This is a genomic window from Amaricoccus solimangrovi, assembly GCF_006385685.1.
GTDB classification, from domain to species: domain Bacteria; phylum Pseudomonadota; class Alphaproteobacteria; order Rhodobacterales; family Rhodobacteraceae; genus Amaricoccus; species Amaricoccus solimangrovi.
This window is the reverse complement of the sequence record NZ_VFRP01000024.1, coordinates 20269-34911: the sequence shown is the minus strand read 5'-3', so window position 1 is coordinate 34911 and position 14643 is coordinate 20269. Positions and strand designations below refer to the sequence as shown.

The following is a 14643-nucleotide window of genomic DNA, read 5'->3' as shown; positions in this document are numbered from 1 at the left end:
GGGCGAGCATCGGAGGCTCGCGGGTTGAGGAAGGCGCGTCGCCCGGCTTCACGCCCGGGCGCCGCGCTCGATCGACCGGATCAGCCGGTCCTCGGCCTTCAGGTGCCGCCGGATCCGGCCGATCCGCGTCAGCGCGGCGGCGTCGCCCCGGCGGCCCGCCGCCTCGGCGATGGCGAGCACGAAGACGTCGCGCTGCGCGTTGCTGCCGCCGATCCCGGGCAGCCGGGTCGCGATCGCGTCGAGCGCCTGACGGTCGGCGAAGGATCCCCGGCCGAGCAGCACATGGGCGAGCGGCACGCCGATCCCGGCCGCGACCCGCGCCTGATCGCCCGTGCCCCGCGCCCGCGCCTCGAGCGCCGCGACCAGCTCCCGCGCGGCCGCCCATTCACCGAGGGCGACGAGCGCGGTCAGCGTGTGCAGCGCGCCGAAGACGAGCGTCGCATCCGCGCGGCGGCGCAACGCGATCTCCGCGAGGTCGCGCCAGCGGTGCCCGACCGGCGCGCCGCGCCGCTCGAGCCGCCAGAGCAGCGAGACGGCGTTCGCCATGTCGCGGAAGTCGTCGGTCGGCGCCGGCCGGACCTCCGCGTCGTAGAGCCGGAGCACCCGCTCGGTATCGCCACGCTCGAGATGGAACAGCGCGAGATGCCAGGCCATGTGGAAGGAGAAGTTGTTGCAGCGGGACCAGGAGGCGCGGCTCGCCTCGATCCAGGCGATCCCCGCCCCGGTGTCGCCGCGCATCTCGTGCACATGGCCGACGGCGTGAAGGCCCCAGGCATCGTCGGGCTGGAGCGCCACCGCGCTCTCGCCCGCCGCGCGCGCCGCGTCGTAGAAGCCGTGTTCCTCCAGCGCGAAGGCGTGGCAGCCGAGCAGGAAGCCGGCGCCGGGCATCTCCGGATCCCAGATCGCCATCGCCCGCCCGCTCGCGGCGAGCATCCCCTTCGCGTCGCCCAGCATGAAGCGGAGGGCGTGGGCGAGCTTGAACGGCAGGAGCACCGCCGGGCGGTCCGCGAAACCCGCGTCGAGCCGATCGGCCGCGCCGGAGAAGGAGCCGGCGACGGCCGCGCCGAGCGCCCCGACCAGCGCGCGTTCGTCCGCCGTGCCGCCGTCGCGCGCGGCGAGCGCGGCCCGCGCCCGGCCGAGCGCCTGGCCCGCGGGTTCGACGAGTTCGCTCCGCGCGAGGATGAGATTGGCGAAGCCGGTGAGCGCGTGGGCCGCGACATGGTCCGGATCCGCCCGGAGCGCGGTCGCCAGCGCCCCGGCGGTGGTCGGCCGATGGGCGGCGAGGCCGTGAACCGCCTCGTCGAACGCCTTTCGCGCCGCGCCGCTTTCCGTGCTGGTCTCGAAGTGAGGGGATTCTGGTCGCATCGATCTCGCTCCACGAGCGCCGGAGCCTCCCTCCGGCGGGCCGCGGAGTCCGCCGGCGAGGCGGACCCACGATCCCGGTACGCGCGAGGGCCTCCGCCCGTTACAGCGCGGGGAGCGGCGCGGAGGGGGGCCGCGCCGCTCGCCGCGGCACGGCCGGATTTGATCGCCGCCGCGTCGAAAGGGGTTGCATTCCGATTTGCCCACCGCCTTTTCCACAGATTCTGTGGACGAGTGGGCGACGCCGCCCGCCGGCCCCGCGCCGATGCCCGATCCCTCTCGCCTGCTTCGAGTTGATCGCCGCGCCCGCCGGGGGCACGGTCATCGGGAGCAAGACGGAGGAGAGCGACCCGGAATCCGGGACCGGGGTCTTCACCGTCCCGGAGAAACATGAGGAAGCGGATGCCGAATGTAGCATTCTTCATCACGACCGCCCGGTCGGGAACGCAGTGGACCGCCTCGACGCTGAGCCGGATCTATCCGGACGAGGTCGTCGTCGAGCACGAACCGCTCGGCTATCGCTACGCGCCGCGGCGCAACCTGCGCGACATCGAGCGCCTGCGCGAGCTCCTCTCCGACGACGTCATCCGCCAGCATTTCGACCGGATCCACGAGACGATCGAGCACCGGACCTATGTCGAGGTCGGATTTCCGGCCTTCGCCCTGGCGCCCCTGCTGCGCGAGGAATTCGGGGACCGGCTGCGCCTCGCGCAGCTGACGCGGAACCCGGTCCAGGTCGCGGCCTCGACGGTGACCCACGACTGGTTCAAGGAGGGAGAGCGCCAGGAGATCAAGGATCTGATCCTGCTGGCCCCCGGCGAGCCCGGCGCCGCGCTGCCGCATTATGCCGATCGCTGGCCCGGGATGAGCGGCTTCGAGCGCGGCCTCTACTACTGGTATCAGGTCCACGGCTTCGGGCTGGAGCAGGAGGCACTCTCACCCCCGGGGACGTTCGCCCGGTTCCGGTTCGAGGATCTCATGGGCGATCCCGAGGTCCAGCGCTCCCTCGCCGCCTTCCTCGGACTTCCGGAGCGCGACGGCTGGGAGGAAGCCACGAAGACGCGCGTCGACGTTCACCAGCGCAGAACCCCGCAGAGGTTCGACGTGGAAGCCATTGCCCGGCATCCCGAGATCGGCGCCCTCGCGCACCGGCTGGGATACGATCCGGGTGGTATCGACGGCAAGGCGCTCGACCGGCGCTACCGGATAAGCCGCTACAGGCTCATGGCCCGGGAACTGCGGCGCAAGTACCTGTCGCGATGAAACTCTCGGATCGCCGCGGCGCCGGATCCCGGTGAATTCGTCTGCCAAGGCGCGCGGGCAAGGACGAAATCACCGGAAAATAATGTGTTGCCACAAGCGTCTCCTCCGGCTTAGCATCAAGAACGGAATCTCCGCCAAGGTACAATTCCTGTCCCGGGGAGATCACCTCATAGTTGCAAGTTGGAGAGTGGCCCCGCGAAATCATCCAGGATGGAATCGATAATTCCGCTCAATTCTGGTTGACGAGTTTTTTGGGATGCCATTACCATTTCGAGACGCGTATTCGGGGGGAATGCATTCTCATGCTGGATGGATCCGACACGATCGACATCACATGGCATGCCGGGGACCTCTGGGAGAGGGACTGGATACGTTTCCTGGTGAACGACTTTTCACTGAACGAAACATTCGATCTGGATTATTCGAAGCCGCGGCCGGGAATTCACGTCACGAAATATGTCGGGGAGGAAACCGACAGATACTTCGAGGCATGCCGGAAGCTGGGAGGCGCGCTGCTCCTGGTCCATGTCGGAGACGAATGGTTCACCAGCAACTACCGCTCCTACCGGCATTTCGACGGGGTGATCCGGAATTTCCCCACCCTGCTGGCGAAAGGCCCCGGGATACGCTCCGTCCCGCTCGGATACTACGTCGGGACCGGAACGCCCAGGGCGCCGCGGCCCGCGGGCGAGAGGACCTACGTCTGGTCGTTCCTGGGCGAGATCAAGGCCAGCCGCCAGAGCATGGTGAACGCCCTCTCCTCGATAGGGCCGCATTTCATCAACAGGAACCGCGCGGCGCCGCAGGACGGGAAGCGCTCCACCGACACATTCGACGAGGTCATGTCCGATACCGTGTTCGCCCCCTCTCCGATGGGAACCGTCATCGTGGAGACGGGGCGGGTTTACGAGGCGCTTGAACTCGGCTGCGTCCCGATCGTGGAGAAGCGGTTTCTCCTGGACTACTACCGCGAAATCCTGGGCGATCACCCGATCCCGACCTTCATGACCTGGCGGCAGGCGGCGGAATACGTCTCGAGGATGACCCGGGACAGGGCGCGCCTGGAGGACGAGCAGGCGCGCATGCGCGAATGGTGGCTCTCCAAACGCGAGGCGATCCGGCGCGACGTGGTGTCCTTCCTGCTGGACTCGTCGCACCGGAAGGATCTGGAGAGTTTCGCGGATCGGCCGTCGAACCGGTCGCGGGCGGTCTATCACGCGCTTCGCATCTTCGATCTGGCGCGGCACCAGAGTCTCACCGCGCCCTGGCCGATGAAGCGCGTCCTGGTCCAGAGCCTCGGGCTGGAGGCGCCCGCGCGACCCGCGGTCCTCGCTCTCCCCTGAGGGCTGCGCGCTGCCCGCGCCCGGCAACGAAGGGCTGCGCGCTGCCCACGCCCGGCAACGAAGGGCCGCGCGCGGCGGGCCGTGCGATGGCCCTTGAAGAACTGGATCAACTACAACGCGAGTGGACTTGCAAGGGGCAGGTTTCATACACCAGAATCACGCGTTTTGTCAATATAAAATAAAAATAAACTCCATGATTTCTTTTTCAAATACGCTTGACCTCTCGATCATTAGGGCGAACTATCTGTATAAAGACATATTTTTGATAGAACATATCCGCTTTACGTGAAGTGGTGGATTTTCTGGTTGCTCGGGTGTGGGGGCGCTGGCGACATGTATCGGGGAAAGACCGAGCGATATCTGAACATTATCGGAACTCGTGGCATACCTGCGAACCACGGGGGATTCGAGACTTTCGCGGAGCGCCTCGCCCTCCATCTGACCGAGATCGGCTGGGGCGTGACCGTCTACTGCCAGGACAGTTCGGATCCGGCCACGAAGGTGGATACCTGGAACGGCGTCCGGCGCGTGACGATCCACGGGCCGAACAATCCGCTCGGCACGATAACCTTCGACGTGAAATGCGTGCTGGATTGCGTGGATCGCCCGGGCATCGACCTCGTCCTGGGCTACAACACGGCGTTTCTCGCGATCTACCAGCGCCTGAAGGGGCGTTACGTCGTCATCAACATGGACGGCATCGAGTGGAAGCGGAGCAAATGGTCGCTGCCCGCGAAGCTCTGGTTCCTGATGAACGAGCTCATCGGCGCCAATGTCGCGAACCGGGTGATCGCCGACCATCCTCGCATCCGCTCGCATCTTCAGGGCCGGACGCGCACCGATCCGATCGTGATCCCCTATGGCGCCGACGCGCTCAGGGACGTGCCCTGGACCCCGCTTCCGGGGTTCGAGATCGCGCCGGACCGCTACTTCCTCTCCGTCGCGCGGCTGGAGCCCGAGAACTCGATCCTGGAGATCATCCGCGGCTTCGTCCAGGCGGCGCCGCCTGGGTTCCATCTGGTCGTTCTGGGCCAGGTCGATCCCGAGAACGCCTATCATCGCGCGCTTCTCGCGGAGGCGAACGATTACGTGCATTTCCCCGGCGGCATCTACGACAAGCCGATGCTGGGGAGTCTGCGCTACCATGCCCGGGCCTATGTCCACGGCCATCAGGTGGGCGGAACCAATCCCTCGCTCGTCGAGGCCCTCGGCGCCGGCAGCGCGGTTCTCGCGCATGACAACCGGTTCAACCGCTGGACCACCGGCCGCCGGCAGTTCTACTTCCGCTCGGAGGAGGACTGCGCGGAGATGATCGCGCGGCTCGCCCGGGACGACGCGGCCATCGCCGAGGCGCGGGACGCGGCGCGGGAGCGTTTCGAGACCCATTTCCAGTGGGGCCGGATTCTGAGATCATACGAGATGCTGCTCGAGCGGGCCCTCGTAATATCGCAGGAGAAGCCCGCGGTGCGCTTTCGCCGAAGGGTCGGGCGCTTCTTCGTACGTTGAGATCTCCCAGTAGTGAGTACCGACCTTCGATGAGTAGCGGTTCCCTCTCTCGACTTCGGACCAGGGCCTCCGGCCTCCTCCTCAGCCGGGGCAGCCTCGTCGCGCTGTCCACGGTGTCGAAGATGGTCACCCGCGCGGGGATCTTCATCATCATCGCGCCGATCCTCGGGCCCACCAATCAGGGCATGCTCGTCATGCTCTCCTCCTACGCGGCGGTCATCGGGCTGATCGTCGCCTACGGCTTCCAGACCAAGGCGCTGCGCGACCTCGCCCTCGCCCCCCAGGCGGCGCACGGCATCCTGCGCGGCGATCTCACCGCGATGGCGGTGCTCTGCCTGCCCGCCATCCTCGTCGCCGGGCTGGTGGGCGCCTTCTGGGTGACCGCCTCCTGGCTGGTCTACGGTCTGATCTTCGCCGCGGTGATCGCCACCATCGTCACCGACTACCTGGCGGCGGCGCTGCGCGCGCTCGACTGCTACCGGACGGAGACCGGGGTCTCGGCCGCCTCGGCGCTTCTGCAATTCGCCCTGGTCGTGCCGGCGGGGCTGCTCCACCAGGGCCTTCTTCCGGTCGCGCTCGCGATGCTCGTTGCCCGCGCGCTGGCCCTCGCCCTCGCGCTCTTCGCCCTCCTCAGCCGGCCCGTCGTGCGCGACTCGCTCGAACGCGCGGCCTCGCCCGTGATCGGAACGCTCCGGCGCGGCTGGTCCTACTGCGTCGACGCCTCGCTTTCGGTCGCGGCCTCCCAGGCGGATATCCTGATCCTGAGCGCGCTCGCCACGGCCGCGACGGTCGGCATCTACTCGGCCGGGGCGCGGCTCGTCATCCTGGTGATGAGCTACGCCTGGATCACGATCAACGTGATGGTGCCGAAGATCGTGCGGCAGTCCGAGGAGACCGCGCGGGCGCGCGAGGAAACGGCGCTCGCGCGCATCATGGCGCTCGGCTCGCTCTCGGGCATGGCCATCCTGCTGATCGGCGGCCCCTTCTTCGTGACGCATGTCCTCGGCGAAGCCTTCATGCCGCTGAACGACCTCTGGCCCGCCTTCGCGATCCTGTTCATCTGCCGCTCCTACGAGAGCTATTTCGCGATCCTGATGCTCGCCGGGGGCCGGATGTCCGAACGGGCGGCGGCGCAGACGGTGGCCTTGGGCGCGACCGTCCTGTTCGGGGTGTCCGGCGCATGGGCCTTCGGCGCGCAGGGCATGATCCTCGCCCTCTCGGCGGTCGCCTTCGGCAAGGGGATCTGGTTCTCCACCCGCCTCGCGCATGGCCACCGCCCGACCTACGCGCTCGCCATGGCCCTCGCCGCGACCGTGCTGATCGGCGGGGTCCGGCCATGATCGCGCGGGGTCTTCTGCTGGCGATCGCGATCGCGCTCGGCGCCGGCGGAGCGGCGGAGGCGTTCGAGCGCGGCATCAACGTCAATCCCTGGTTCACGAAGCCGAGGGCGCAGAAACCGGGCAGCAAGCCGGTCGTCTTCGCCGATCCCGCCTATCCGGCCTATACCGCCGAATCCTATCGGGCGGATCTGGAGAAGATCGCCGCCGCCGGGTTCGACTTCATCCGCGTGCCGATCTCGCCCGGCCCCTTCCTGCCGATGGACCCCGACAAGCGCCGCGCCGCCTTCGCCAATATCCGGACCGTGCTCGAGACCGCCCGCGCGCAGGGCCTCGACATCATGCTGAACATCCATGCCGGCTCCACGGTGTCCTACGCCGCGATCGCCGCCGACGAGGGACTGCGCGAGCAATACATCGCCTCGCTCCTCGATCTCATCGCGGTGATGGGCGATCTCGGCTTCGAACACGTCCTGTTCGAGACGATCAACGAACCCTCGAGCGTCTGCGACGATCCCGTCTGGCCGATCTTCCAGCGCCAGATCCTGGAAGCGGTCGCGGCGGCCTCGGACGAGGCGAGAATGGTGGTCACGGGCTCCTGCTGGAGCGCGATCGACGGCTTCGTGCTGCTCGACCCCGCCGAACTCCCCCTCGATCCGGAGCGGCTCTATTACACCTTCCACTACTACTCCCCCTATGTCTTCACCCATCAGGGCAACAGCTGGTCCGGCGATCCCGGCAACCGGGTGGTCACGGGACTCGCCTGGCCCGCGGCGCGGGGCGATCTGGAGAGCGCGCGGGCGCGGATTCTCGAAGTGGCACCCAAGACCGAGGGCTATGCCCGCTTCGGCGAGGCGGCGACGCGTCAGGCGCTCGATCTCGCCGACAGGTACTACGCGTCGAATGCCGGCCCGGACTTCATCGCCACGGATTTCGACCGGGTGGCGGACTGGGCGCGCGCGCACGACATTCCGGCGGACCGGATCATCCTCTCCGAATTCGGCGTGCTGAAGCGGGAGCGCAAATGGCAGGGCGCCGATATCGACAGCGCCGCGCGCTGGGTCGGCGCGGTGCGCCAGGCGGCCGAGGCGCGGGGGATGCCCTGGGCGATGTGGAGCTATGACGAGGGCATGGCGCTGACCGTGGCCGACCGCGACATCCGCTGGCACGGCGAACTCGTCGAGGCGCTGGGGCTGAAGTCGCCCGAGGCGGAGCCGATCCCGTGAGCCGCGCCCGGAATTCCCGCGGGGTGGAAGGGCTCAGGGTCCGCTGCTTCCCGCGCCGCATGTCCGAGAACACCTTCCTCTCGCTGCTTTACGATCCGCTCGAGGCACGGGGCGCGGAACTCGGGGCCTACGACTGGTTCGCGTCCAATTTCCGCGGCGCCGACATCTTCCACGTCCACTGGCCCGACGCGGTGGTGATGGGCCATTCGCCGCGGCGGACGCTGGCGAAACTCGCCGCCTTCCTGCTCTCGGTCGCGATCTACCGCGCGCGGGGGGTGCCCATCGTCTACCACGTCCACAACATCCGCTCGCATGACGGCGCGTTCCCGCGGGCGGAGGCCATCCTCTGGCGGTTCTTCCTGCCGCGCGTCCGGCTCTTCATCCACATGAACGCGGACTCGATCGCGGAGTTTTCCGCGCGGTGGCCGGGCATCCCCCGGGATCGCCACCGGATCCTGCCGCCGCCGCGCTATCCGCTCAGGGCGGCGTCGCCGGCGGATCGCGCCGCCGCCCGGGCGGAACTCGGGCTGCCGCCCGCGGGGCCGGTGTTTCTGACCTTCGGGCTGCTCCGGCCTTACAAGGGGATCGAGGATCTCGTCGCGGCCTTCCGCGCGCTCGACCGGCCCGAGGCCACGCTCGTCGTGGCCGGACGCCCCTTCGACCCGGCCTATGGCGCGCGGCTCGCCGAACTCTGCGCGGGGGATCCGCGCATCCGCTTCCTGCCGCGCTTTCTCTCCGACGAGGAACTCGACCGCCTGATCGACGCCTGCGACATCGTCGTCATGGCGCATCGCCGGGTGAACAATTCCGGTGTCGCGCTGCGCGCGCTGTCGGGGGGCCGCCGGCTGCTCGCGCCCGCGCGCGGCGCGCTGCCCGAACTCGGCGCCATGGTGGGCGAGGGCTGGATCACCCTCTTCGACGAGCTCGACGCCCCCGCCCTCGCCTCGGCCCTCGCCTCGGAACCCGCCGCGCGGGCGCCGGACCTGAGCGCGCTCGATCCGGAGGTCGTCTCGGCGGGGCTCGGCGAGATCTTCCTGGCGCTCCTGGATCCGGAGGCGGAGGGAGAGGCCGCGCGGTCCCGCCCGGGGCCGGCCGGCCCGGGCGATCCCGTGGCGCAGGGCGCGGGGGGTGAGGGATAATGGCGCATGTGATACATCACGGCTCACAACGGCCGGAACTCTCGACCATCGAGCCGGACGAATACCACAGCCCCGCGAGCCGCGCCCCGGACGGTTTCATGGATCTGCGCTGGGTGCTGGACCAGCTTCGCCAGGGATGGCGGACGCTCGCGCTCTGCCTCGCGCTGGCCGTCGGCCTCGCGATCCTCGCCACCTCCTTCGGCCCGCCGCTCTACCGGGCGACGACCAAGGTGCTCTTCGACAATTCCGGGCAGACGACCGACATCAACGAGCTCTTCACCCGGCGCTACAGCGACCTGCCCCCGGTCCAGAACGAGATCGAGGTCCTGACCTCCCGCGACCTCGCGGAGCGGGTGGTCGACAGCCTCCACCTGACCGGGAATCCGGAGTTCAACCCGGCGCTCCGCCCCGAGGAGGCGGAGGAGGTCTCGCCGCGCGCCCGGATCGCCGCGCTCGTCGACCGGGTGAAATCCGGGATCCGGACCCGGCTCGGCCGCGAGGCCGAGGTCGCCCCGGACCCCGCCGAGCTGGCCGGGATGAGCCCGGAGGAGCGCCTGCGCTCCGAGGTGGTGGACACGGTGATGAAGATGCTGGCGATCCGGACGATCCCGAACTCCCGCGTCGTGGAGATCGACATCACGGCCGAGACTCCGGAAACCGCCGCCGCCATCGCCCAGGCCTTCACCGAGCAGTACCGGATCGGCGAGCTCGAGTTCCAGATCGCGCAGTCGCAGCGCGCCGCGAACCTCCTGACCTCGCGCGCCGAGGCCCTGGCCATGGAGGCGAGCGGCGCCGAGGAGGCCGCGCAGCGCAAGCGGGTCGAGATCGCGCGGAGCACCGGGCAGTCCCCCGAAGTCACCCAGCAGGAGATTTCCGCCACCACGGCGGAGATGACGCGGGTGCAGAACACCGTGGTGGAGTTCGAGACCCGCGAGAACCAGCTCGAACACTTCCTGAAGGAGGGGGGCGATCCGTCCGGCATTCCGGAACTCCTGCGGTCGCAGGCCGCCTCGGGGGCGATCACCAACCGGTCGAACCTGATGTCGGAGCGCCGGCAGCTGCTCGCGGTCTTCTCTCCGACCCACGACGCCGTGCGCCGGATCGACGCGCAGATCGCGGCGGCGGAGGAGGTCATCGACTCGGAGGCCCGCAACCTGCTGACGAGCGTCACCCTCTCGCTCGAGTCGAGCCGGTCGCAGGTGGAATCGCTGCGCCGGAACCTCACGGCGCTGGAGGCGCTCGCCCGGGAGCAGGAGGCGCAGCAGGTCGAGCTGCGGCAGCTCGAATACATGGCCGATGCCACGCATTCCGTCTACGAGGGCGTGCTGGAGCGGCTGCACCAGATCTCCGACGCGAAGGGCCTCGGCCAGGGCTCGATGCGCGTGCTCGCGAAGGCCGACCCGCCGCTGCGGCCCGTATCCAGCCGGCGCAAGCTCGCGGTGCTCGCGGCCACCCTGCTCGGCCTCGGCCTCGGCGCGGGCATCATCTGCCTGCGCGCCGTTCTCGGCCGCTCGGCGCTCACGCCCAGGAGCGTGCAGGCGGCGCTCGGCCTGCCGGTCATCGCCTCGGTGCCCGAGGAGAGGCACATCCGGCGGGTGTCGCCGCTGCGCCTGACCGACGCGCCGCGCTCGCGCATCATCCGCGAGACCTTCCGGATGATCCGCTCCGCCATCCCCGGCCCCGCCTCGCAGCGCCGGATCGTCATGGTCGCCTCCTCGGTGCCCGGGGAGGGCAAGACCACCGTCTCCACGATGCTCGCCACCTCCTACTGGGAGGCGGGCCTGACCGTCGCGCTCGTCGACTGCGACCTGCGCAAGCCGACGCTGCTGCGCGCGCTCGGCATCGATCCGGCGGAGGCGACGCCGGCGGGGCTGACCGGGCCCAAGGGCGTCGAGACGCTCTGCTATCGCGACCCCGCGGCCTTCGGCCTCGAACTCTTCACCTTCCGCGCCGCCAGCGGGTCCAAGGTCTCGCCCGACATGCTCGGCACCGAGGCCTTCGCCGATCTCATCCGCGCGATCGCCGCCGCGAAGGACATCGTGATCATCGACCTGCCGCCGACGATGGTCTTCGCCGACGCGCGCGGCATCGTGCCGCTCGCGGACCGCATCCTCTACGTGGTGCGCTGGCGCAGCACATCGCTCGAGACCGCGGCGGAGGGCGTATCGAGCCTGCGCGCCAGGCGGTCGCAATTCGCCGGCGTGGTGCTGAGCCGCGTGGGCAAGCGCGCGGCGGCGCGGATCAGCCGCGACACCGCGCTTTCGGCGCAGCTGAAATATTCCACCTACTACGATCGATAGCGGGCCCGACATGCGGATAGTTTGCATCCACCAGGGATACGAGCTCTACGGCTCCGATCGCAGCTTTCTCATGAACGTCCTGCTGCTGCGCGAGGAATTCGCCCCGGCGGAACTCACCGTCGTCCTGCCCCGGGGCGGGGAGCTGGCCGCGGCCTTCGCGGCGGAGGGTGTTCCGGTGGAGTTCGAGGACATCTGGGTGCCGCGCCGCTCCCGGGGGGCGCTCTGGCTCCTCGGCCGGTGCCTCGTCTTCCCCGCCGCCGTGCTCCGCGCCGGGCGGCGGATCCGGCGAAGCGATTTCGTCTACGTCAACACCTCGGTCGTCTTCGACTACATGGTGGCGCTGCGCGCGCTGTCCGTCCCGGCGCTGATCCATATCCGCGAGATCCCCTCCGGCCCCTTCGCCCGGCTGGTGCGGGGGCTCGCGATCCTCTCCGGCGCCTCGGCCGTCTTCAATTCCCGCGCGACCCGCGCCGCCTTCGGGACGGCGCCCGCCGGACGGCTCTGGGCCGTGCTGCCCAATGCCGTGCCCGACGCCTTCGCCCCCGCGCCGCCCCCGGCGCCCGGCGGCGCGATCTTCAACCTCCTGATGCTCGGGCGGATCAACGCCTGGAAGGGGCAGGATTTCCTGCTGGAAGCCCTCGCGGCGGCGCCCGGGGAGCTTCGCCGGAGGATCCGGCTCCGGGTGGTGGGCGCGGGGTTCGAGGAAGAGGCCCGGCTCGACGCGCTGCGGCGCTTCGCCGCCGAGCATCTCGAAGGCATGGTCGAATTCGCGGGCTTCCAGCCCGATCCGGGGCGGAGCCTCGCCTGGGCGGACGCCCTCGTCGTCCCGTCCCTCCGGCCCGAGCCCTTCGGCCTCGTCGCGATCGAGGCGATGTCGGCCGGCCGGCCGGTCATCGCGGCGAACCATGGCGGGCTGGCCGAGATCGTCGTCGACGGCGAGACCGGGCGGCTGTTCGCACCCGGGGATCCCGAGGCCCTGCGCGCCGCGCTCGCCGATGTGATGGCCCGCGCCCCGGCCATGGGCGAGGCGGGCCGCCGCCGCTTCCTCGCCACCTATTCCCGGGAGCGCTACCGCGCCGGCTTCCGGGACATCGTCGCCGCCTGCCTCGCCGGTCCGAGGCGGCCCGCGGGCGCGCCCGCCCCCACACCCTTCGGAGCCTCGAGATGAGCGGCCAGCGTCTGGAGATCGAGTCGATCCAGTGCCTGCGCGCGCTCGCCGCCGGCACGGTGATCTGCGCCCATGCCTTCGCCCACCTGCTCTCCCAGCCGCCGCTCTGGCCCTGGACCGCCGGGCGGATCGGGGTGACGCTGTTCTTCGTGATCAGCGGCTTCATCATGACCGTGATCACGCCCGAGGGGCGCTTCGACCCCTGGGATTTCCTGGTCCGGCGCCTGCTGCGGATCTGTCCGCTCTACTGGTTCATCACCGTGCTCGTCGGCGCGATGGCCTGGCTCGGCCTGCCGTTCTTCCGGCACACGGTCTTCGACGCGGCGCATTTCATCGGCTCGCTGCTCTTCATCCCGATGGAGCGGCCGGGCAATCCCGGCCATATCGAACCCTTCGTGAAGCTCGGCTGGACGTTGAACTACGAGATGTTCTTCTACCTCTGCTTCACCGCGCTCTGCTTTCTCAACCGGACCCAGCGGACGATCGTCCTCTGCGCGCTGATGGTCGGGCTCGCGACCCTCGGACGGCTCGTCGACTTCGAGAACCCGATCGCGCGCTTCGTCACCGGCTACGACGTGCTGGGCTTCGCCGCCGGCGCGGTCGTGGGGCTCGTCTACTGCCTGCGGCCGGGCCTGGTGGCCGCGTCGTGGCGCGCGCTCGGCCTGCTCTGCCTCGCCTCGACCGCCGTGCTCGTCGCCGCGGCGGCGGGGCTCACGGACAATTATCCGAGCATGTGGCTCCAGGCGATCGTCGTGACCTTCTCCGCGACCACGCTGCTCGCCACCGTCGCGATGGAGCGGGCGGGCGCTTGGCCGCGCCTGCGCGCGCTCGAACGGTTCGGCTCGGCCTCCTACTCGGCCTATCTCTTCCACATGTTCCCGATCGGCGCGCTCGCGGTGATCGCCCCGAAACTGCTCGGCGCGGAACCCGCCGGCCTCGCCTATCTCGCCTTCGGCCTCGCCGGGCTCGCCTCGGGACTGGCGGCGGGCTGGATCACCTATGTCGTGATCGAGCGCCCGCTCCTCAGGATCGCGCGCCGCTTCACGCCGGTCCCGGTCGAACAGGCGGTTCCCAAGGGGGGATGAGGATGGACACCCCCTGCCCCGTCGCGGTGCTGATCCCGACCTTCCGCCGCCCGGAAGGCCTCGCCCTGGCGCTGGAGAGCCTCGCGGCGCAGACCGTCGCGGACTTCCCCATCGTCGTCGCGGACAACGACGCCGAGGCCGCCGCCGGGATCGCGGTGGCGCGGGCGTGGAAATCGGAGCGGCCCGGGTGCGAGATCTCCTGGATCTCCGTGCCCGCGCGCGGGCTCAGCCAAAACCGCAACGCGGGGCTCAGCCACGCCTTCGCACGCTATCCGGTCGAGGCGGTCGCGATGCTCGACGACGATTCCCATGCCGAACCGGAGTGGCTGGAGCGGCTGGCGGAGGCGGTGCGCGGGGGCGAGGCGGATCTGCTCGGCGGACCCACCCTCTACACCTTTCCCCCGGCGACCCCCGGGGAGATCCGCGGCCTCGAGATGTTCGGCGTTCCCTACGCGTCCTCCGGTCCCGTTCCCCGGCTTCGCAGCGCCAACAACCTCGCGGTGCGGCGCCGGTTTTTCGAAGCCCGGGGTCCGGAGCTCTTTCACCCCGATTTCGCCCGGAGCGGCGGGGAGGACACCTACCTTTTCCGGAGCGCGCTCGCGCGTGGGGAGCGGATGGAATGGGTCGCGGGCGCCCGCGTGGTGGAGCCCGTACCGGAGCACCGCTGCGCCGAGGCCTGGATCCTGTCGCGCCACAGGACCTCCGCCGCCAATTCCGCGCGGATCTCGCGGATGCTCGACGGGGAACTGGCCGCCTGGCGGCGGGAGGTCGGCTCGGCGCTGAAGGAGGTGGGCGGCGGGCTGCTGCGGTTCGCAACGAACCGGCGGCCGCGCATCGTCATGCGCCAGCGTTTCGCCGGCGCCGCGGGCCGGATCGCCGGGCTGACCGGGGCGCTTCCGTCGTGTTACGGCTAG

General features: G+C 69.8%; 11 protein-coding genes. 10 read left to right on the top strand and 1 reads right to left on the bottom strand.

Annotated features, from left to right (window positions below; all coding sequences use genetic code 11):
• Window positions 1-48: 48 nt before the first annotated feature.
• Entirely contained in the window at window positions 49-1365 is a 1317-nt protein-coding gene (locus FJM51_RS18430; RefSeq protein WP_140455605.1) for a tetratricopeptide repeat protein, read from the bottom strand.
• 399 nt (window positions 1366-1764) lie between these two features.
• On the opposite strand from FJM51_RS18430, the gene FJM51_RS18425 reads away from it, so the two are divergent.
• From FJM51_RS18425 to FJM51_RS18385, 10 genes are all read left to right on the top strand, one after another.
• A complete protein-coding gene (locus tag FJM51_RS18425; RefSeq protein ID WP_181164627.1) occupies window positions 1765-2625 on the top strand; it encodes a sulfotransferase domain-containing protein in 861 nt (286 codons plus the stop codon).
• A gap of 302 nt (window positions 2626-2927) precedes the next feature.
• Window positions 2928-3968: a glycosyltransferase family 47 protein gene (locus tag FJM51_RS18420; protein WP_140455603.1), complete on the top strand. Its 1041-nt coding sequence runs from the start codon at window positions 2928-2930 to the stop codon at window positions 3966-3968.
• A 333-nt stretch (window positions 3969-4301) separates the two neighbouring features.
• Entirely contained in the window at window positions 4302-5474 is a 1173-nt protein-coding gene (locus FJM51_RS18415) for a DUF1972 domain-containing protein (RefSeq protein ID WP_140455602.1), read from the top strand.
• A gap of 29 nt (window positions 5475-5503) precedes the next feature.
• On the top strand, window positions 5504-6814 hold the full coding sequence (locus tag FJM51_RS23860) for a lipopolysaccharide biosynthesis protein (protein WP_181164626.1): 1311 nt from the start codon (window positions 5504-5506) through the stop codon (window positions 6812-6814).
• Window positions 6811-8037: a glycoside hydrolase family 5 protein gene (locus FJM51_RS18410; RefSeq protein ID WP_181164625.1), complete on the top strand. Its 1227-nt coding sequence runs from the start codon at window positions 6811-6813 to the stop codon at window positions 8035-8037. Before FJM51_RS23860 ends, FJM51_RS18410 begins: the two co-directional genes overlap by 4 nt.
• The gene (locus tag FJM51_RS18405) at window positions 8034-9176 is read left to right on the top strand and encodes a glycosyltransferase family 4 protein (RefSeq protein WP_140455600.1); all 1143 of its coding nucleotides are present in this window, start codon (window positions 8034-8036) and stop codon (window positions 9174-9176) included. The genes FJM51_RS18410 and FJM51_RS18405 overlap by 4 nt, the downstream gene beginning before the upstream one ends.
• Window positions 9176-11476, top strand: a complete 2301-nt coding sequence (locus FJM51_RS18400; RefSeq protein ID WP_140455599.1) for a GumC family protein — start codon at window positions 9176-9178, stop codon at window positions 11474-11476. Before FJM51_RS18405 ends, FJM51_RS18400 begins: the two co-directional genes overlap by 1 nt.
• Before the next feature lie 10 nt (window positions 11477-11486).
• Window positions 11487-12644: a glycosyltransferase family 4 protein gene (locus FJM51_RS18395; RefSeq protein WP_140455598.1), complete on the top strand. Its 1158-nt coding sequence runs from the start codon at window positions 11487-11489 to the stop codon at window positions 12642-12644.
• Complete coding sequence (locus FJM51_RS18390; RefSeq protein ID WP_140455597.1) at window positions 12641-13729, top strand: acyltransferase family protein; 1089 nt, start codon at window positions 12641-12643, stop codon at window positions 13727-13729. The genes FJM51_RS18395 and FJM51_RS18390 overlap by 4 nt, the downstream gene beginning before the upstream one ends.
• Before the next feature lie 2 nt (window positions 13730-13731).
• On the top strand, window positions 13732-14643 hold the full coding sequence (locus tag FJM51_RS18385; RefSeq protein ID WP_181164624.1) for a glycosyltransferase family 2 protein: 912 nt from the start codon (window positions 13732-13734) through the stop codon (window positions 14641-14643).

Coding starts and splice junctions, on each gene's coding strand:
- FJM51_RS18385 (WP_181164624.1), top strand. CDS start 13,732: ATGGACACCCCCTGCCCCGTCGCGGTGCTGATCCCGACCTTCCGCCGC.
- FJM51_RS18400 (WP_140455599.1), top strand. CDS start 9,176: ATGGCGCATGTGATACATCACGGCTCACAACGGCCGGAACTCTCGACC.
- FJM51_RS18415 (WP_140455602.1), top strand. CDS start 4,302: ATGTATCGGGGAAAGACCGAGCGATATCTGAACATTATCGGAACTCGT.
- FJM51_RS18390 (WP_140455597.1), top strand. CDS start 12,641: ATGAGCGGCCAGCGTCTGGAGATCGAGTCGATCCAGTGCCTGCGCGCG.
- FJM51_RS18395 (WP_140455598.1), top strand. CDS start 11,487: ATGCGGATAGTTTGCATCCACCAGGGATACGAGCTCTACGGCTCCGAT.
- FJM51_RS18410 (WP_181164625.1), top strand. CDS start 6,811: ATGATCGCGCGGGGTCTTCTGCTGGCGATCGCGATCGCGCTCGGCGCC.
- FJM51_RS18430 (WP_140455605.1), bottom strand. CDS start 1,365: ATGCGACCAGAATCCCCTCACTTCGAGACCAGCACGGAAAGCGGCGCG.
- FJM51_RS18420 (WP_140455603.1), top strand. CDS start 2,928: ATGCTGGATGGATCCGACACGATCGACATCACATGGCATGCCGGGGAC.
- FJM51_RS18425 (WP_181164627.1), top strand. CDS start 1,765: ATGCCGAATGTAGCATTCTTCATCACGACCGCCCGGTCGGGAACGCAG.
- FJM51_RS23860 (WP_181164626.1), top strand. CDS start 5,504: ATGAGTAGCGGTTCCCTCTCTCGACTTCGGACCAGGGCCTCCGGCCTC.